Here is a 19104-nt window from a genome sequence, read left to right as displayed (position 1 = left end):
CTCGGACCGGAACCGGCCAGCCCGACCCCGGCACAGTCAGGTCGAAACGGACAGGTCGGCGCGGGGTCGGGGCGTCACCGGTCGGACGGGCCTCGGGTCAGACGGACACCGTCTGCTGGACGGCGGCGGTGACCACTTTCGGCACGTCGCCGGTCCGGGCGTAGACGGTGCGCTGGAACCGGGCCCCGTTCCCGCGCTCCAGCACGCCGCGAAGGAGCTTGGTGACGGCGTCGAGGTCTCCCGCGCGGTCGAGCGCGGGAGACAGGTGGTCGAGGAGCGCCTCCACGACCTCGCGTGCGGGGGCGGCCAGGTGGGTGCGGGGGTGGACGAGCTGGTTCCGCAGGCCCGAGCGCCCGGCCCGCCACATCGCCAGGCGCATCAGGTCCGCGCGCACCGGGTCGGGCGGCTCGCCCCGGTGCCACGCGTCCGCGGCGGTCTCGACGAGCGCCCGGACCAGCGCGGCCGTCAGGACGGCGTCGTCGGCCTCCAGGCACACGTCCGCGACGCGGATCTCCACGGTCGGGTAGTGCCGGGACAGCCGGGCGTCGAAGTAGATCATGCCCTCGTCCACGAGCGCGCCGGTCGCGAGCAGGGCCTCGACCGTCGTCCGGTACGCCTCCGCCGAGCCGAACAGCTCGGTCGGGCCGCTGGACGGCCAGCGGCCCCAGACCTGGTGCCGCCAGCTGTCGGAGCCGGTGTCGGCGCCCTGCCAGAACGGGGAGTTGGCGCTGAGCGCGAGCAGCGGGGGCAGCCACGGCCGGATCCGGTCGAGGACGGCGACGCCCTCCTCCTCGTCCTCGATGCCGACGTGCACGTGGCAGCCGCAGGTGAGCTGCTCGTCCGCGGTGGGGCCGTAGGCGTCCGACATCCGCAGGTAGCGGTGCGAGGGGGTCAGCGACGGGCGGACGCTGACCGGCGACGTCGCCAGCGCGGCCACGGCGGCGCCCACCCCGGCCGCCGACTGGGCCGCCGCGATCCGCGCCGACCGGACGTGGTCGGACACCTCGTCCAGCGAACGGCAGACCGGGGTGGCCGTCTCCACCTGCTCGCGCTGGAGTTCGGTCTCCAGCGCCTTCGAGCGCCGGCCACCGGTCAGGAACAGCTCGTCGTGGCGCCGGGCGTAGTGGATCACGGAACCGGACAGGGCCTGGGGCACGCCCGTCTCCGGGTCGACCAGGAGCAGTTCCTCTTCCACCCCGAACGTGCGCCCACCCGCGCGAAGTGTCACCAGGTGTTCCTTCCCGGCCAGCACGGATGTACGTCCCCCGGGATGCTCGTTCTGGCCGGACCGGCCTGCCTAGAATGCGCCGGCGCTCGACCCGTCACTTGGTTGAAAGGTGGTGGTATGTCCTATCTCGTCGGCCAGTGGGGGACCGGCCCCGTCGGCAGAACCTCGCTCGGGGCGCTGCTCGGGCACCCGGACCTCGAACTCGCCGGGGTCGTCACCGTGGACCCCCGGCACGCCGGGGCCGACGCGGCCGAGCTGGCCGGAAGCGGCCGCCCTGCCGGGGTCCGCGCCACCGAGGACCCGGCGGAGCTGCTGGCCCGGCGCCCCCACGTCGTCTGCCACACGGCCTCCCGCTCGCGGGACGTGGCCGGGGAGCTGTGCCGCATCCTCGAGTCGGGCACCGGCGTGGTCTCCGACACCCTGCCCTCGCTGGTCCATCCGCCCTCCGCCGACCGGGCCCTCGTCCGCCGGATCCGGTCCGCGTGTGCGGTCGGCGGCGCCGCCTTCCTCACCCTCGCGCCCGGCCCGGCGGCCGACGTCCTCCCGCTGCTGCTGAGCGGCGGCTGCCTGCGCGTGCACGGCGTCAAGATCACCCGGTTCACCTGCCAGGACGACCCGGACACCCGCGTCCGGTTCGGATTCGGCGGCCCCGTCGGGCACCGCCCGCGGATGGTCCGGCCGGGCGGGCCGCGGCGGACGATGGAGCCGGTCGTGCGCCTCCTGGCCGAGCACCTGGCCGTGCCGCTGGAGGACGTGCGCGAGAGCTACGAGCTGTGCCCCGCGCCCGAGGCCGTCGGCGGCGTCGCCAAGGGGACCCTGGCCGGGCTGCGGTTCCAGGTGTCGGGACTGCTGCGCGGCCGTCCCGTGATCACCGTCGAGCACGTCGCCCGGCTGCGCGCCGACATCGCCCCCCACTGGCCCGCTCCGCCGTCCTGCGGGACCGGGGGCCACCGCGTCGAGATCGACGGCGAGCCGCCCTGGCGGATGGACCTCGCGGGGCCCGGCACCGCGCAGTCGACCGCGCTGCGCATGGTCAGCGCCGTTCCCGCCGTGGCCGAGGCCCCGCCGGGCCTGCACACCCCGCTGACCCTGCCGCCGTTCACCGGCCGGCGCCGCCTTCGCTGAGCCACGCGGCGAGCAGGACTCCCGTCTCCTCCCGGCGGTCGACGTAGAGCATGTGCCCGGCCTCGATCTCGCTGATCACGAGGCCGGGCCCGAGCGCGGCGCGCAGGTCCATCACGAACTCGGGGCGCACGAAGTCGGCCTCGGTCGCGATGACGAGGTGGGTGGGCAGGCCGGCGGGCGGGGCGAGGTGGGGGCGGGCCATCTCCGAGTACGCGGTCACCGCGGCCGCGGGGTCGAACCGCCACCGCAGCCGCCCGTCCGGGCCGTGCTCGAGGTGCTCGGCGACCTCCTCGTCCACCGCCTCCCGCGGAGCCTCGGGCCAGCGCGCCGCCCGGTCGGCCCGCGCCTCGGCGGCGTCGGCGAAGGACGACGGCGCCAGGTGCCCGCGCGCCTCCCGGCCGGCCGTCGCCGGGTCGAGGCCGATGGCCGGGTCCAGCAGGAGGAGCCGCCGCACCCGCCGCGGCACCGTCCGCGCCAGATGCAGCGCGATCATCCCGCCGTAGGAGTGCCCGACGAGGTCGGCCCGCTCGACGCCCTCGGCGTCCATCATCGCCAGGACGTCGGCGACATGCCGTTCGACCGTCCACGGCGGCTCGTGCGTCGACCGCCCGTGCCCGCGCAGGTCGGGCGCGAGGACGGAGCGGTCCGCCAGGTACCGCTCGGCGGTCCGCCGCCAGCGCGCCCCGTGGCCGCAGACCCCGTGGAGCATGACCACCGGTGCTCCGGCCGGGTCTCCGTACCGATGAACATGCAGTACCGCGTCCGCCATGGGGTAAAGCGTAGGCGCGCCGGGGACGCCGCGAACGGCCTTCACCGGTCACCGGCCCGGATCAGGACCGTTCCCAGCGGACGGACGACAGGGCCAGCAGCGCCACGTGGAAGGACACGCACGACTCCACGTCGTCGAGATCGGCGTCCAGGACCCGTTCGATGCGGCGGAGGCGCTCGTAGAAGGCGGGGCGGGACAGGTGCGCCTGCTGGGCGGCGACGGCCTTGTTCCGGCCGGACTCGAGGTAGAGCTCCAGGATGCGGGTGAGGTCGCTGCCGCGCTGGGCGTCGTACTCCAGGAGCGGCCCGAGCTCGCGTTCCACGAAGGTCTGCACGCGGACGTCGTCGCGGAGGAGGTGCAGGAGCCCGCGCAGGCGCAGGTCGGGCAGCCGGTAGAAGAGGCGGGCCCCGGAGCCGCGCGCGGCGACGTCGGCGACCTGCTCGGCCTCCAGGAAGGAGCGCCGGACGTCGCGGATCGTCTCCACCACCGAGCCCGCGGCCATCACGGTGTCCCCGGGCTGCTCGCGGATCCGGGTGGCGACCTCGGTGAGCGCGGTCTCGGCGTCGGCGCGGGCGGGCAGGGAGACGAGGACGCCGACCCGGGCCTGCGGGCCGCCCTCGTCGAGGACGCCCACGAGCGCGGCGAGGCGCGCGTCCTTGCAGGCGGCCGCGGCCGCCTCGGCGAGCTGCGACAGCTCCCCGACGGGCGGGGCCGTCCGGGAGGCCGCGGGGCCGCGCGTCCGCAGCACCGCGCCGAGCAGCCGGCGGCCGGACAGCGGGACCCCGAGGGCGCGGGACCGGGCCGCCGCCTCCTGCGGATCGGAGTAGGCGTGCGCGAGGATGCGGGCGATGATCGTCCCGTGCGCCTGGCGCTCGACGCTCTCGGCGTGCCGGTCCAGGAGCCGGCCGAGGGCGAGGGTGGTGGCGGCCCGCTCGATCAGCACGGTCTCGCGCGGGGACGGCGGCGAGCCGAGGTCGATGATGAGCCGGCCCCAGTCCTCGCCCCGCGCGCCGACCATGGTGACCAGCCAGCCGGACGCCTCGTCGTAGCCGGTGCGGCGGCCGGGCCGGACGGCGCGCGACCGGGTCTCCCACGCCGACAGCAGCTCGGCGGGGTCGGCGCCGCCGGCGTCCGCGGCGAGGACCTGGTGGGCGAGGTTCTCCAGCACCACCGGGTGCCCGCCGAGCGCCGCGACCTGCCGGACGACCTCGTCGGTCGAGGCGCCCTCGACCGACAGCTGGGTGAAGATCTCGTGCAGCTGCTCGGAGGCGCGCAGCTCGGCGAACTGCTCCTGGACGATCCGGGCGTGCACCGACTCGGTGATGTCGACGAACGCGGGCTCGTGGGCCAGCACGATCACCGGCAGGCCGAACTCCTCGGCCGCGGCGATCAGGGCCGGCGGCAGAACGCTGGCGTAGCGGCGGCCGAGCTCGATCATCAGGCCGCTGACGCCGACCTCGGCGAGGTCGGCGATGTAGGCGCGCAGCCGCTCCGGCTCGTCCGGCAGCGCGATCCCGGTGGTGAGGACGAGCTCGCCGCCGTGCAGCAGGTGCGCGATGTCGGTGACCTCGGCGACGTGCACCCAGCGGACCCGGTTGCCGGTCCGGTCGGCGCCCGCGACGACGTGCGGCTGGCCCCGGCGAACCGCGTCGAGCTGGAGGACGTCGTCGACAGTGGGCAGCATCACCGGCGATGATATCCGGACAGGGTGTCAACGGTGCTGATCCGGTCGTTACATGGTGTCGGCCACCAGCAGACCGTTAAGCAAGGCCTCCCTGTCCTGACACTCTGCGGGTGGCCGCGGCCGCCTGCGGAAACGAGACTTGGGGCATGTCGGAACACGCGAACCTGCTCCGGCGCCACCGGGCGGTCATGCCGTCCTGGATGGCGCTCAACTACCGGGACCCCATCGAGATCGTCGGCGGCAAGGGCAACCGCGTGACCGACGCCGAGGGCAACTCCTACCTCGACTTCTTCATCGGCATCCTGACGAACATGCTCGGGTACGACGTGCCGGAGGTCCGGGACGCGGTGGAGCGCCAGATCGCCACCGGGGTCGTGCACACCTCCACCGCGTACCTGCTGCGCGGCCAGGTCGAGCTGGCCGAGAAGATCGCCCGCCTGTCGGGCATCCCGGACGCGAAGGTGTTCTTCACCAATTCCGGGACGGAGGCCAACGAGACGGCGCTGCTGCTGGCCGCCTACGCGCGGCGCAGCGACCAGGTCCTCGCGCTTCGGCAGAGCTACCACGGACGGTCGTTCGCCACGACGGGGGTCACCGGGAACCGCGGCTGGACGAACCTGTCCTACTCTCCGCTGGACGTCCACTTCCTGCACGGCGCCGACCGGCGGCTCCCGCAGTTCGCCGGGATGTCGGACGAGCGGTACATCGACGTGTGCACGCAGGACCTGCGGCACGTGCTCGCCACCGCGACCGGCGGCGACGTCGCCGCGCTCATCGCCGAGCCGATCCAGGGCGTGGGCGGGTTCACGATGCCGCCGGACGGCCTGCTCGCCGCCTACAAGCGCGTCCTCGACGAGTTCGGGGTCCTTCTCATCTCCGACGAGGTTCAGACCGGCTGGGGGCGGACGGGCCAGGGCTTCTGGGGGATCGACAACCACGGCGTGACTCCGGACGTGATGACGTTCGCCAAGGGGCTCGGCAACGGCTTCGCGGTCGGAGGCGTCGTCGCGCGCGGCGACCTCATGGACGGCCTCCACGCGGTCGGCATCTCCACCTTCGGCGGCAACCCGGTGTCGATGGCCGCCGCGAACGCCGCGCTCGACTACGTCCTCGACCACGACCTGCAGGCCAACGCCGCCCGGCAGGGGGCGACGATCATCGGCGGGCTGTCGGCGGCGGCCGGCCGGTTCCCGGTCGTCGCGGACGTGCGGGGCAAGGGGCTGATGTTCGCGGTCGAGCTGGCCGACCCGGTCACCGGCGAGCCGAGCCCGCCGCTCGCCGCCGAGCTGATGGAGGCGGCCCGCGAGCGGGGGCTGCTGGTCGGCAAGGGCGGCCTGTACGGCAACGTGGTGCGCATGGCGCCGCCGCTGACCCTGACCGATGACGAGGCCGAGGAGGGCCTCGGCATCCTGGTCGCATCGCTGGAGGCCGTGAACGAGACCGCCGTCGCCGGAGGGCGCGGCCCGTCTCCTCGCCGGGAGGACGCATGAGCAGGCACGTGACGCACTGGATCGGCGGCAAGCCGTTCGCCGGGGAGGGCGATCGCCGGGGCGAGATCTACGACCCCGCGTCCGGGCGCGTGGCCGGGACGGTCGAGTTCGCCGGGAGGCCGGAGGTCGACGCGGCCGTCGCCGCCGCGAAGGCCGCGTTCCCCGGCTGGCGTGACGCCTCGCTCTCCCAGCGCACGAAGGTGCTGTTCCGCTTCCGCGAACTGGTCGACGCGCACCGCGGGGAGCTGGCGCGGCTGATCTCCGCCGAGCACGGCAAGGTGGTCTCCGACGCGGCCGGCGAGGTCGCCCGCGGACTGGAGGTCGCCGAGTTCGCCTGCGGCATCCCGCACCTGCTCAAGGGCGGGTTCTCCGAGAACGTCTCCTCGCGGGTGGACGCCTACTCGATCCTCCAGCCGGTCGGGGTGGCCGCCGGGATCACCCCGTTCAACTTCCCGGCGATGGTGCCGATGTGGATGTTCCCCGTCGCGATCGCGTGCGGGAACACGTTCGTGCTCAAGCCGTCGGAGAAGGACCCGTCGGCGTCGGTCCGGCTCGCGGAGCTGTGGGCCGAGGCGGGGCTGCCCGACGGGGTGTTCAACGTCGTCCACGGCGACAAGGCGGCGGTGGACGGGCTGCTGCACCATCCGGACGTCAGGGCCGTCAGCTTCGTCGGCTCCACTCCGATCGCCCGCTACATCTACGGGACGGCGGCGGCGAACGGCAAGCGCGTCCAGGCGCTCGGCGGCGCCAAGAACCACATGCTCGTGCTGCCCGACGCCGACCTCGACCTCGCGGCGGACGCCGCGGTGTCGGCCGGCTTCGGCTCGGCGGGGGAGCGGTGCATGGCGATCTCCGTCATCGTCGCGGTGGACCCGGTCGGCGACGAGCTGACGGCCAGGATCAAGGAGCGCGTCGCCGGCCTCAAGATCGGTCCTGGCGACCACCCCGAGTCGCAGATGGGGCCGCTCGTGACGGAGGCGCACCGCGACAGGGTGGCCTCCTACCTGGACGGCGCCGTCGAGCAGGGCGCCGTGCTCGCCGTCGACGGGCGCGACCCGGAGGTGCTGGGCGGCGCCGGGGGCGGGTTCTGGCTCGGCCCGGCCGTGCTCGACCACGTCACCCCGGACATGGACGCCTACAAGGACGAGATCTTCGGCCCGGTGCTGTCGGTCGTGCGGGCCGGCTCCTACGACGCGGCCATGGAGCTGATCTCCGCCAACCCCTACGGCAACGGGACCGCGATCTTCACCAACGACGGCGGGGCGGCGCGCCGCTTCCAGAACGAGGTGGAGGTCGGCATGGTCGGCGTGAATGTGCCGATCCCGGTGCCGATGGCCTACTACTCGTTCGGCGGCTGGAAGGACTCGCTGTTCGGCGACAGCCACGCCCACGGCATGGAGGGCGTCCACTTCTACACCCGGACGAAGGCCGTCACCGCCCGCTGGCTCGACCCGTCCCACGGCGGGGTGAACCTCGGCTTCCCGGCCGGCGGCTGAAGCGCGAGCGGGAATTACCTACCGAGCGCGTTTTGCGGTTGTCAATTTTCGTCCGGCGTGGCCCGGCGAATAATGGCTCCACCCCATTGACGGAGTCTGTGCCGGGCGACACAATCTGACTGTCTTCATTAATTGGGGCGAATTCAAAAGTCAGGGTCGGCAGTCAGAACCCGTGGTCAACGGGCCGCGGGCCGGTGGAGCCGGACATGCAGGAGAGCCGCGCTATGACCGCAGGCGACCACGCGGCCGAGGTGGACGCGCTCGGCAGGCGATTCCCGGGTTGGACCATTTGGTTCGGCCCCTTCACCGGCCATTGGTGGGCACTGCCGCCCCGGGACCGCGACATCGGCGACTTCCTCGAGGCCGACACGCCGCAGCGGCTCATCGCGCAAATCGAGACGGTCGCTGGCGCCGTGCCCGCCCTCTGGCCGGCCCGCGGGCCGGCACCCCCCGGCGGCCGTCCGCGGCCGTCCCGCGACACCCGGCAGGACGTGCGGCGTCCCTCGAACCTCCTCAGTCTCGAGGGCGTCACACCGCCGCCGACCGGCCGGGTACCGGTGATCGCGTGGCCGGGCGGCACCGCACGGTGATCCGCTGTTCCCCACCCCCGCCACGCCCCACCGGTGCCGCCGCGGCCCCGGGCAGGACGCGAGCCCGCGCCATATCCTCTCCAGCAACCTCCGTGTATGGCGCGGACGCCAGCACCCACCGTCCTCCCGGGGTCCCGGCGGTTGCACTCCGGCCCGGCCGGAAAACGCATTGAAGAGTGCGGCAATGGTCATGGTGTTGTCACCTGCGGGAAAGTCCGCCGGGAAACGGTGGAGTCGCGATCATCGGTAATTCCGGCCGGAGAGGCCCCGGGGCGGCGGGATATTTCCGCCAGGCCGCCGATCACGTCGCGGGAATCCCGGCCGGCGAACACAATGGCCGCCGGAGGTGCCGGGAACCGCCGTCCGGAGCCGGGGCGCACGCGTCCGGCCGTGCCGGAGACGCTACGCTGCGCCGACGGGCCCGTTCGCGAGGGGGAGGGCCCTGGCACGGATCGGGAGCGACATGCGGCTGAAGGCCACGGCACGGGTCAAGGCGGCGACACGGGTCAGGGCGGCGACGGCCCTGGCGGCGGCCGCGGCACTCGGCGCCGCGGCGCTCACCGCCTGCAGCGGCGGGGACGACAGGCCCGCCGGTGTCGCCAAGGTGGTGAGCACCCTCGGCCCCGGCGAGGGTGCGCTGAACCTCCTCACGCTGCCCGGCTCGGTGGAGAGCGGCGGCACCGACCCGCGCGTGGACTGGGTCACCCCCTTCCAGGAGCGCACCGGCTGCAAGATCGGGATGAAGGTCGTCAAGACGCCCGAGGAGATGGCCGGGCTCATGCGCGACAAGGACCGGCGCTACGACGGCGTCGCCGCGCCGCCGGAGGTCGCCGGGCGGCTGGTCGAGGAGAACCAGGTCGTCCCGATCAACCCCGACCTCGTGGACGGCTACAAGAAGCTCGAGCCGAAGCTGCGCAGGCTCCTGGAGAGCGACGGCAAGCACTACGGCCTGCCGTACGTGTGGGGCTCCAACCTGCTGATGTACGACACCCGGGCCGTCCCGCCGCCCGCGGGCTGGGCCGCGCTGTTCGACCCCGCCCAGGCCCGCCGGTACGCCGGGAAGATCGTCATGCGGGACAGCCCGCTCGCGATCGCCGAGGCCGCGCTCTACCTCAAGGGCAGGCAGCGCAAGCTCAAGATCCGCGACCCCTACTCACTGACGCCGGCGCAGCTCGCCGCCGCCGGGCGGGTGCTGAAGGCGCAGCGCCCGTTCGTGGGGGAGTACTGGGACGCCCCCGCGGACGCCGTCAGCGCGTTCGCCGGGGGCCGGGCGGTGCTCGGCCAGGCGTGGCCCTACCACGTGGACGTGCTGAACCGCGCGTCCCGGCCCGTCCAGGGCGCCGTCCCCTCCGAGGGCGCCACCGGGTGGATGGACGCGTGGATGATCGGAGCCCGCGTCGAGCACCCCAACTGCATGTACCAGTGGCTCCAGTGGACGGCCTCGCCGGACGTCCAGCAGCAGGTCGCCGAGTGGACCGGGGTCGCGCCCGCCAACCCGCAGGCGTGCTCGGGCGACCGCCTCAAGTCGGGCTTCTGCGCCGCCTACCACGTCGGCGACCGCGACTACCTCGACAAGATCATCTTTGCGCACGCGCCGTCGAAGGCGTGCGGCGGCGGATCGGGCAAGGGCGAGCCGGGCAAGAAGGACTGCACGGACTACGCCGAGTGGACGCGGACCTGGATCCAGGCCACCAAGGCCTGAGGTCCGCCGAAGAGTCTCTCCGGCGCGCCCGACCGCCCCCAGCCGGGCGCGCCTGACGGGTGGTCCCGGACTTCCCCCCGAAACGTCCGGGTCACCCTCTCCCTGGAGAGACCTCCATGACCGCGGCGCCGCGCGCCGCCGTCCGCGCCGGCGGCGGCTCTCCCACCGCCTGCCCGGCGCTCGTGAGCGGCTCCCGAGGGCCCCGCCGTGCGCGGGGTACCGGCGGGGTGGGTGCGCAGTCGTCGCACGCGAACACCCCGGACGAGTCCGGCAGGCGGCCGACGCGGACGCGCGGCCGGGGCCATCTCTTGCGGCAGACGACGCAAGCGTCGCCCAGGCGCTGGGCCGTGCTCAACCCTCGCGGGTCGACGACCGGCTCGCCCCTCTGGCCCATGTCTCCATCCCCCCGGTGGGAGTCGCCTTTCACGTCACTCCTTTATAGGCGGAGAAGCGTGTTGCGGCTGTTACCGAAGGTGAAAAGGGCGGCAAAACCTTACGTGTCGGCCCGCCTTCGGCGATGCGCCAAGGTTATGCGCGGGCCCTGGGGAGGCTTCGCGCGCGGCCCGCCGGAAGCCTCTTCGCCCAGGTTATGCAGCCTTTCGGGCAAGGTTATGCAGACCCGCCGCAGGTTATGCGGTCACGGGCCGGACGCTTTGCTCCCTTTTGGAGGGTCGTTGCGTAGAAAGGAGGCATGTCGGCCAGGAACGTCGATGATCGACGAGTCCGGCCGCACAGGGCCCGCCCAGCCCGGGCGCGTGTGATGTCGGCGTCGTTCACGGCACTCGGATCCCTGATGGTGGCCGCCGTGGTAGCGGCGGCCACCGCACTCCACCTGCTCGGCGGCGTCGACCGCCCGGGGGTGCTCGCGGCCGTGATGGCCGCGCTCGCAGCGGTGACCGTCGGGTCGGCCCGCTGGGGGCTGGCGCACTCCGCGCGCGGTTCCCTCCGGCCGGTGGAACGGCTCCGGCGGGAGCTGGAGAGGCTCACCGAGGACGAGGCCGGCGGCCGCGTCGCCGTCCCGGCCACCGGCGACGAGATGGAGCGGCTGGCCGAGCGCGTCAACGAACTGCTCGCCCGGCTGGAGATCGAGGTCGCGCAGCGGCGCGGGTTCGTCGCCGACGCCTCGCACGAGCTGCGCACGCCGATCACCGGCCTGCGCACCCGCATCGAGCTGGCCCTGTCCGCTCCGGACGACGGCGACGCCGAGGAGACCCTGCGTCAGTCGCTCGTCGACATCGACCGGCTGCACCGCATCGTGGAGGACCTGCTCGTCCTCGCCCGCCTCGACTCCGGCGACGCGACCGCCCGGGAGCCGGTCGACCTCGGAGCGCTGGTCGAGGCGGAGGCCGCGAGCCGCACTCCGCCGGTCCCGACGGTCGTCAAGGCCGAACCCGGGATCATCGTGGCGGGCAACCGGCAGCGCCTCGGCCGCGCGGTGCGCAACCTGCTCGCCAACGCCGAGCGCTACGCCGCCGCGCACATCGAGGTCGAGGCGCGCGCGGACGGCGACCGGGCCGTCGTCGTGGTCCACGACGACGGCCCGGGCATCCCGCCCGCCGACCGGGACCGCGTCTTCGAGCGCTTCGCCCGCCTGGACCCGGCCCGCAGCCGCGACAAGGGCGGCAGCGGCCTCGGCCTCCCGATCGCGCGGGAGATCGCCCTGGCCCACGGGGGCACCGTGCAGGTCGCCGACGGCGCCTACGGGGCCCGCCTCGTGCTCCGGCTCCCGCTCCTCGCCCGCTGACTCACCGGAACGCGGCGACGTTCTCCCCGGCCCACTGCGCGAAGGACCGGGCCGGGCGACCGAGCACCTTCTCCACGTCGGGGCTGACACGCCGCTCGGCGGCGGTGGGCTCGCCCAGGATGTCGAGGGTGCCGTCCACGACCGGTGCCGGCATGAACGCCGTCATCTGCGCCCGGGCCTCCTCCCGGGTCTGCTCCGTGAACGCCACCGGCTCGCCCAGCGCCTCGCCGATCGCCCGCGCGCGTTCCCGCGGCGTGATCGGGGCGGGCCCGGTGAGCTCGTACACGCGGCCCGCGTGCCGGGCGTCGCGCAGTGCCGCCGCCGCGACCTCGGCGATGTCGGACGGGTGCACGAACGGCAGCGCGACGTCGGCGAACGGCGCGGCGGCCGCCCGGTGCGCGCGCACGGGCCCGGCCCACGCGAACGCGTTGCTGGCGAAACCGCCCGGCCGCAGGACCGTCCAGCCGAGCCCCGACTCCCGGACGGCGTCCTCGAACGCCCTGAGGTGCGCGTGGCTGTAGGCCGCCGGGCGCGTTCCGGCCCCCTGCGACGACAGCAGCACCACCCGCTCCACGCCGGCGGCCTTCACGACGCCGACGACCTCGTGCGGGTCCAGGTCCTCGGGCGAGCCGAGGAGCGGCCCGGCGACGAGGAGGAAGAGCGCGTCCGCCCCGTCCAGGACCGGGCGGAGGGGCTCCGGCTCCGCGAGGTCGGCCGCGCGGTGCGCGACCCCCTCGGGCAGGTCGCCGGGAGCGTTCCGCGACACGGCCGTCACCCGCTCGCCCGCTTCGGCCAGCATCCGCACGAGCGGCCGCCCGACGTTCCCCGTGGCGCCCATGACAACGATCATTGCTTTCTCCCTCTGAGCTGCACTGGCACCGCCGGAGGGCGGCGCCGTCGCGGTGCGACCCGGCGAAGCTAGCATCCTGCGTATAGTAGGTACCTAGAAGAAAGTGACTACCCCCCGGGAGGCCGTTGATGGCGGACACCAGGACCGAGGAGGCGCTCGACCCCGAGCTGGCCTGCCCCATCGCCCCGGTGGTCGACCTCGTGTTCAGCCGCTGGACGACCCCGATCCTCTGGACGCTGCACGAGTACGGGCGGCAGCGGTTCGTGGAGTTGCAGCGCCGCATCGGCACGATCACGCCCAAGGTGCTGACCCAGCGCCTGCGGCAGATGGAGCGCGACGGCCTCGTCGTCCGCACCTACCACCCGGAGGTGCCGCCGCGCGTCGAGTACGAGATCAGCGATCTGGGGCGCAGCCTCGCGCCGCTGTTCGCGGCGCTCGCGGAGTGGTCCGCCGAGAACCTGGAGAAGGTCGAGCAGGCGCGGCGCGCCCACGACGCGGGAGGCTGAGCGGCGTCCGCACGGGACCTGCTCGGGATCTGCGCCGCGTGGGCACGGCGCCCGCGCGATCCCGGCACGGCCGATGCCCGACAATGGACCCGTGATGCCTCCTTCAAGCCCCGACGCGGGCGCCCGCGAGCTGGTCGTCCTCGGCTCCACCGGATCGATCGGCACCCAGGCGCTGGACGTGGTCCGCCGCAACCCCGGCCGGTTCCGGGTGGCGGGGCTCGCCGCCGGCGGCGGACGGGTCGACCTGCTGGCCGAGCAGGCGCTGGAGTTCCGCCCCGACGTGGTGGCGGTGGCGAAGGCGTCCGCCGCGCAGGACCTCCAGCTCGCCTTCTACGCCGAGGCCAAGCGGCGCGGCTACGCCTCCGGCGACCACCCCATCCCCAAGATCGTGGCGGGTCCGGACGCGGTCGCCGAGGTCGCCGGCTGGCCGTGCGAGGTGGTGCTGAACGGGGTGACCGGCGCGCTCGGCCTCGCCTCGACCCTCGCCGCGCTGGACGCGGGGCGCACGCTCGCCCTCGCCAACAAGGAGTCGCTCATCGTCGGCGGCCCCCTGGTGAAGGAGCGGGCGCGGCCGGGGCAGATCGTCCCCGTCGACTCCGAGCACTCGGCGCTCGCCCAGTGCCTGCGCGGCGGGCGGGCCGAGGAGGTGCGGCGGCTCGTCCTCACCGCGAGCGGCGGGCCGTTCCGGGGGCGCGCCCGCGACGAGCTGGCCGGCGTCACCCCCGAGGAGGCGCTGAACCACCCCACCTGGGACATGGGCCCGGTCGTCACGATCAACTCCGCGACCCTGGTCAACAAGGGCCTGGAGGTCATCGAGGCGCACCTGCTCTTCGACGTCCCGATGGACCGGATCGAGGTCATGGTCCACCCGCAGTCCTACATCCACTCCATGGTCGAGTTCGTCGACGGCTCCACGCTGGCGCAGGCGAGCCCGCCCGACATGCGGCTGCCGATCGCGCTCGGCATGGACTGGCCCGACCGGGTGCCGGACGCCGCCCCCGGCGTCGACTGGACCAAGGCGCACACCTGGGAGCTGTTCCCGCTCGACGACGAGGCGTTCCCAGCCGTCGCGCTGGCCCGCCGCGCCGGTGAGCTGGGCGGGACCGTCCCCGCCGTCTACAACGCCGCCAACGAGGAGTGCGTGGACGCCTTCCGTGCGGAACGGCTCCCGTTCCTCGGGATAGTCGACACTGTCGCGCGGGTAATGGAGGAGCACGGTTCGGGCACCACCGGCGGCCTGACGTTCGACGATGTCCTCGCAGCGGACGCGTGGGCGCGGACCAGGGCCAGGGAACTGACCGCGACCGCCTGACCCGGGGACCCGCCTCGGGAGGAACCCCGGAGGGGACCCGATGGCCTTCTTCCTCGGCGCGGTGGCCTTCGTGGTGGCACTGCTGGTGTCGGTGATGCTCCACGAGGGCGGGCACCTGCTGACCGCCAAGCGGTTCGGGATGAAGGCCACGCAGTACTTCGTGGGTTTCGGCCCGACCCTGTGGTCGACGCGCCGGGGCGAGACCGAGTACGGCGTCAAGGCGATCCCGCTGGGCGGCTTCGTCAAGATCGTCGGCTACACGCCGCTGGAGGAGCTCAGCCCCGCCGACCGGCCGCGCGCGTTCTACCGGCAGCCCGCGGGCCGCCGCGCGGTCGTCATCGCCGCCGGCGTGGTCGCCAACTTCGCGTTCGCCTTCCTGCTGCTCATGGTGATGGCCATGACGATCGGGGTGCGGGAGTCGGGCACGGTGACCAGCACGGTCGAGGAGGTCACGAGCTGCGTGCCGGCCTCGCTGTCGGGCGGCTGCGGCGGGGACCGCCCGCCCTCGCCCGCCGCGCGGGCCGGCCTGCGCCCGGGCGACCGCGTCGTCTCGTTCAACGGCACGCCCGTCTCCGACTGGAACGACCTCACCAGGGCGATCGACGCGGCCGAGCCGGGGCAGACCGTCACCGTGGTGGTCGCGCGTCCGGGCGCGGCGCGGCCGGTGGCGCTGCCGGTCACGCTCGCGGACGTGGGCGGGCGGCCGTTCGTCGGCATGTCGGCGAAGGTCGTCGGCGCCGGGTACGAGCGGACCGGGCCGCTCAACGCCGCCGTGTTCGCCGGGCAGGGCATCGGCCGCACCGTCGCCGGCATCGGGCGCGCCGCTGCGGACCTGCCGGCCGCCGTTCCGAAGCTGTTCTCGCCCGAACGCGGGAGCACGCCCGGCGGCCAGGTCGGCAGCGTGGTCGGTGCCACCGAGGTGTCGGGGCAGATCTTCTCCTCCCAGAGCTCCGCCCGCGACAAGCTGACGCTGTACCTGTCGCTCGTCGTCTCGGTGAACATCTTCCTCGGCGCGCTCAACATCCTGCCGCTGCTGCCGCTGGACGGCGGGCACCTCGCGGTCGTCGCCTACGAGCGGGCGCGGGCGGGCGTCAACCGGGCGAGGGGACGGCCGGATCCGGGCACCGTGGACATGACCAGGCTCATGCCCTTGACATACCTCGCCATCCTGCTGCTGGTGGGGTTCGGGGTGCTGCTGATCCTCGCCGACCTTCTCAACCCGCTACGGCTACCGGAATGACATAAAATGTTTACCGAGGGTGGTCATATGGTCACACCTTTGGTGGCGGGCGCCGTCAACTCAGCCGCGCGGGGCGCCTAGGCTTTGTACGGGGCCGAAAATATGAGGAGAGGGATGAGCGTTTCACTGGGAATGCCGAGCGTCCGCGGCGATGGCGACGGGCAGGGGGCGCCGGATCCGATCGCGCCCCGCCGCAAGTCCCGGCAGATCATGGTGGGCGACGTGCCGGTCGGGGGCGACGCCCCGGTGTCGGTCCAGTCCATGACCACCACCCTCACCGCCGACGTCAACTCCACGCTCCAGCAGATCGCGGAGCTGACCGCGTCCGGATGCCAGATCGTCCGCGTCGCCGTGCCGTCGCAGGACGACGCCGAGGCGCTGCCGGCGATCGCGCGCAAGTCGCCGATCCCCGTCATCGCCGACATCCACTTCCAGCCCAAGTACGTCTTCGCGGCGATCGACGCGGGCTGCGCGGCCGTCCGGGTCAACCCGGGCAACATCAAGAAGTTCGACGACCGGGTCGGCGAGATCGCCCGCGCGGCCACCGACGCGGGCGTGCCGATCCGCATCGGGGTCAACGCCGGCTCGCTGGACAAGCGGCTGCTGGAGAAGTACGGCAAGGCCACCCCCGACGCGCTGGTGGAGTCGGCGCTGTGGGAGTGCTCGCTGTTCGAGGAGCACGGCTTCCGCGACATCAAGATCTCGGTCAAGCACAACGACCCGGTCGTGATGATCGAGGCCTACCGCAAGCTCGCGGCGGCCTGCGACTACCCGCTGCACCTCGGCGTCACCGAGGCGGGCCCGGCGTTCCAGGGCACGATCAAGTCGGCCGTCGCGTTCGGCGCGCTGCTCGCCGAGGGCATCGGCGACACCATCCGCGTCTCGCTGTCGGCGCCTCCGGTCGAGGAGGTCAAGGTCGGCACGGCGATCCTGGAGTCGCTCGGGCTGCGCAAGCGCGGGCTGGAGATCGTCTCCTGCCCGTCCTGCGGCCGCGCGCAGGTGGACGTGTACTCGCTGGCCGAGCAGGTGACCGCCGGGCTGAAGGACTTCCCCGTCCCGCTGCGCGTCGCCGTGATGGGCTGCGTGGTGAACGGCCCCGGCGAGGCGCGCGAGGCCGACCTCGGCGTCGCCTCCGGCAACGGCAAGGGCCAGATCTTCGTCAAGGGCGAGGTCGTCAAGACCGTCCCCGAGGCGCAGATCGTCGAGACCCTGATCGAGGAGGCGATGCGCATCGCCGACGAGATGGGGATCGAGATCGACGAGGACGGCGCGGTCTCCGGGCCCGGCGCCGACGTGGTGGTCGGCTGACGGCACGGTGGCCGGGCCGGGTGGAACGCCGTCCGGCCGAGGGCGCGGTGAGCTGACGCCGTAGCGAATCCGAGAGCCCCGGGTCCTGTGACCCGGGGCTTTCGCATGCCCGGAACCTGTCCCGCGGGCGGGCATCCGGGACCGGAACGTCGGTGGATATCACAGAGTTCCGCTGATCTTGTCACGATTTCGCATCCACTGTGATGGGCCCCTGTCGGGCCGGTTGACGGAACCGCAACAATCTCCCTCGTTTACCCGTATGTCCGACTCAATCGGAGTCGGCACGATAGGGGGATATGTGAAGAGGATCGTTGTCGTGGCCGCGGTGGCAGGGCTCGGTCTCACCGGTCTCGGCGTCACAAGCGCGCAGGCCGCGAGCCCCTCCGCCCGAACGGCCGGAGGATTCAACCCCTCGGCGGCCGAGTGGCACGCCTGCCCCGCGGACTTCGTCCAGACGGTGCACGACCTGTACGACGGGCTCTACCCGGTCTCCAAGATCGTCCAGTGCGCCGAGCTCTCGGTGCCGATGGACTACGCCAAGCCGAACGGCAAAAAGATCACGCTCCAGCTCACCCGGACGCCCCACACCGGCTCGGGGCAGGCCAAGGGCGACATCGTGGTCAACCCCGGCGGCCCCGGCGGCGGAGGCGCGCTGTTCGGACCGCGCGTGTTCGCCCAGAACTCCGCCCCGATGCGCGAGGCCTACAACGTCATCGGGTTCGACCCGCGCGGCGTCGGCATGAGCGTCCCGGCGCTGACCTGCGACCCGAACTACACCAACGCCCCGCGCCCGGACTACGGCACCGGTGACCGCAAGTCGGTCAGCACCTGGCTGAAGCTCTCCAAGGGCTACGCCGAGGCGTGCGGCAAGGCCGACAAGACCGGGCTGCTCAACCACATCAAGACCATCGACTCGGTCAACGACGTGGAGTCGATCCGGCGGGCGGTCGGCAGCAAGAAGCTCGACTACTACGGCGCCTCCTACGGCACGTACCTCGGCTCGGCCTACGCCACCGTCTACCCCAAGAACGTCGGGAAGATGGTGCTGGACGGCAACGTCGGCCCCTCCGACGCCTGGTACGAGGCCAACCTCAACCAGGACGTCCAGTTCGACATCAACATCGACTACTACTTCGGCTGGATCGCCAAGTACGACTCGGTGTACCACCTCGGCACCACGCAGAAGCAGGTCCGGAGCTTCTTCTACGACCTGCGCGCGAAGCTCAAGAACAAGCCGGTCTACTACACCGACCCTGACAGCGGGCAGACCCTCGCCGTCGGGCCGGACGAGCTGACCGACGTGATCCTGAACGCCGGGTACCGCCGCAGCCAGGCCATCTGGCACGGCTACGCCGCCGCTCTGTCGGCCTACAAGTCGGGCGACACCGCCACGTTCGCGCAGACCTTCGGCGCCCCGACGACCGGCGGCTCCGACGACAACGGGTACGCCGTCTACCTCGGCGTGCAGTGCACCGACGTCCAGTGGCCGCTGAGCTGGGCCAAGTGGCAGCGCGACAACGAGCGGGTGAACCGCAAGCACCCGTTCGAGACCTGGGGCAACGCCTGGTACAACGCCCCGTGCCTGTTCTGGCCCGCCAAGGCCGGCAAGCCGGTGAACATCGGCCACACCCGGGACCTGCCGCGCAACATCCTCATGTTCCAGTCGACCGCGGACGCGGCCACGCCGTACGAGGGCGCGCTGGAGATGCACCGCAGGCTCAAGGGCTCGCGCCTGGTCGTCCAGGACGGCGACCGCACGCACTGCATCGTGCACCGCGGCTCCGCCCAGGTGGACGCCTACTTCGACGCCTACTTCCTGCGGGGAGAGCGTCCGGCGCAGAGCACCGTCCACGTCCCGCAGCTCGGTGACCCGAAGCCGCCGTCCACGGCGACCGCGAGGACGCTGAGCGGCGCCGGCTCGCAGAAGGCCGCGCAGCTGAAGACCGACGTCATCCGCTGACGCCGGCGGCAGGTCATGCGGTCCGGACCCCGGGGAAGCGGTCCCCGGGGTCCGGTACGGCCGCCGACACGCAGGTAATCCGCAATCCGCTACGCATCGG

General features: G+C 73.2%; 16 protein-coding genes. 11 read left to right on the top strand and 5 right to left on the bottom strand.

The window, feature by feature from the left end:
• Positions 1-97 precede the first annotated feature (97 nt).
• Positions 98-1228: a glutamate--cysteine ligase gene (locus FKD65_RS11825; RefSeq protein WP_205718636.1), complete on the bottom strand. Its 1131-nt coding sequence runs from the start codon at positions 1226-1228 to the stop codon at positions 98-100.
• A gap of 117 nt (positions 1229-1345) precedes the next feature.
• Between FKD65_RS11825 and FKD65_RS11820 the strand changes: the two genes are divergently transcribed.
• On the top strand, positions 1346-2353 hold the full coding sequence (locus tag FKD65_RS11820; RefSeq protein ID WP_141577497.1) for a dihydrodipicolinate reductase: 1008 nt from the start codon (positions 1346-1348) through the stop codon (positions 2351-2353).
• Here FKD65_RS11820 and FKD65_RS11815 read toward each other — a convergent pair.
• Positions 2328-3122 (bottom strand): alpha/beta fold hydrolase, encoded by a 795-nt coding sequence (locus FKD65_RS11815; RefSeq protein ID WP_141577495.1) that lies wholly within the window; start codon positions 3120-3122, stop codon positions 2328-2330. The two genes, FKD65_RS11820 and FKD65_RS11815, sit on opposite strands and share 26 nt — an antisense overlap.
• A gap of 61 nt (positions 3123-3183) precedes the next feature.
• Entirely contained in the window at positions 3184-4806 is a 1623-nt protein-coding gene (locus FKD65_RS11810; RefSeq protein WP_141577493.1) for a PucR family transcriptional regulator ligand-binding domain-containing protein, read from the bottom strand.
• 146 nt (positions 4807-4952) lie between these two features.
• Here FKD65_RS11810 and FKD65_RS11805 point away from each other — a divergent pair, with 146 nt between their 5' ends.
• From FKD65_RS11805 to FKD65_RS11790, 4 genes are all read left to right on the top strand, one after another.
• A complete protein-coding gene (locus FKD65_RS11805) occupies positions 4953-6296 on the top strand; it encodes an aspartate aminotransferase family protein (RefSeq protein ID WP_141577492.1) in 1344 nt (447 codons plus the stop codon).
• A complete protein-coding gene (locus tag FKD65_RS11800) occupies positions 6293-7792 on the top strand; it encodes a CoA-acylating methylmalonate-semialdehyde dehydrogenase (RefSeq protein ID WP_141577490.1) in 1500 nt (499 codons plus the stop codon). Before FKD65_RS11805 ends, FKD65_RS11800 begins: the two co-directional genes overlap by 4 nt.
• Positions 7793-8016: 224 nt before the next feature.
• Entirely contained in the window at positions 8017-8382 is a 366-nt protein-coding gene (locus FKD65_RS11795) for a hypothetical protein (protein WP_141577489.1), read from the top strand.
• A 463-nt stretch (positions 8383-8845) separates the two neighbouring features.
• Positions 8846-10084 (top strand): ABC transporter substrate-binding protein, encoded by a 1239-nt coding sequence (locus FKD65_RS11790; RefSeq protein ID WP_141577488.1) that lies wholly within the window; start codon positions 8846-8848, stop codon positions 10082-10084.
• 91 nt (positions 10085-10175) lie between these two features.
• Here FKD65_RS11790 and FKD65_RS45465 read toward each other — a convergent pair whose 3' ends face one another.
• Entirely contained in the window at positions 10176-10478 is a 303-nt protein-coding gene (locus tag FKD65_RS45465) for a hypothetical protein (protein ID WP_141577487.1), read from the bottom strand.
• A gap of 399 nt (positions 10479-10877) precedes the next feature.
• Here FKD65_RS45465 and FKD65_RS11780 point away from each other — a divergent pair, with 399 nt between their 5' ends.
• The gene (locus tag FKD65_RS11780; RefSeq protein WP_141577486.1) at positions 10878-11828 is read left to right on the top strand and encodes a cell wall metabolism sensor histidine kinase WalK; all 951 of its coding nucleotides are present in this window, start codon (positions 10878-10880) and stop codon (positions 11826-11828) included.
• 1 nt (position 11829) lies between these two features.
• Here FKD65_RS11780 and FKD65_RS11775 read toward each other — a convergent pair whose 3' ends face one another.
• The gene (locus FKD65_RS11775) at positions 11830-12678 is read right to left on the bottom strand and encodes an NAD(P)H-binding protein (RefSeq protein WP_141577485.1); all 849 of its coding nucleotides are present in this window, start codon (positions 12676-12678) and stop codon (positions 11830-11832) included.
• Positions 12679-12806: 128 nt separating this feature from the next.
• On the opposite strand from FKD65_RS11775, the gene FKD65_RS11770 reads away from it, so the two are divergent.
• The 5 genes from FKD65_RS11770 (at position 12807) to FKD65_RS11750 (ending at position 19004) form a co-directional block, all read left to right on the top strand.
• On the top strand, positions 12807-13184 hold the full coding sequence (locus tag FKD65_RS11770; protein WP_141577484.1) for a helix-turn-helix domain-containing protein: 378 nt from the start codon (positions 12807-12809) through the stop codon (positions 13182-13184).
• A gap of 94 nt (positions 13185-13278) precedes the next feature.
• Positions 13279-14496: a 1-deoxy-D-xylulose-5-phosphate reductoisomerase gene (gene dxr, locus FKD65_RS11765; protein WP_205718635.1), complete on the top strand. Its 1218-nt coding sequence runs from the start codon at positions 13279-13281 to the stop codon at positions 14494-14496.
• Between the two features lie 40 nt (positions 14497-14536).
• Positions 14537-15736 carry an RIP metalloprotease gene (locus FKD65_RS11760; RefSeq protein ID WP_141577482.1) on the top strand — a complete coding sequence of 400 codons (1200 nt, stop codon included), beginning with the start codon at positions 14537-14539 and terminating at the stop codon, positions 15734-15736.
• A gap of 132 nt (positions 15737-15868) precedes the next feature.
• Positions 15869-17044 (top strand): flavodoxin-dependent (E)-4-hydroxy-3-methylbut-2-enyl-diphosphate synthase, encoded by a 1176-nt coding sequence (gene ispG, locus FKD65_RS11755; protein ID WP_205718821.1) that lies wholly within the window; start codon positions 15869-15871, stop codon positions 17042-17044.
• Positions 17045-17342: 298 nt separating this feature from the next.
• A complete protein-coding gene (locus FKD65_RS11750; protein WP_168221013.1) occupies positions 17343-19004 on the top strand; it encodes an alpha/beta hydrolase in 1662 nt (553 codons plus the stop codon).
• The last annotated feature ends 100 nt before the right edge of the window (positions 19005-19104 follow it).

It is taken from the genome of Actinomadura sp. WMMA1423, from assembly GCF_006547145.1.
Classification (GTDB): Bacteria; Actinomycetota; Actinomycetes; order Streptosporangiales; family Streptosporangiaceae; genus Spirillospora.
This window is presented reverse-complemented; position numbering and strand designations above follow the sequence as displayed.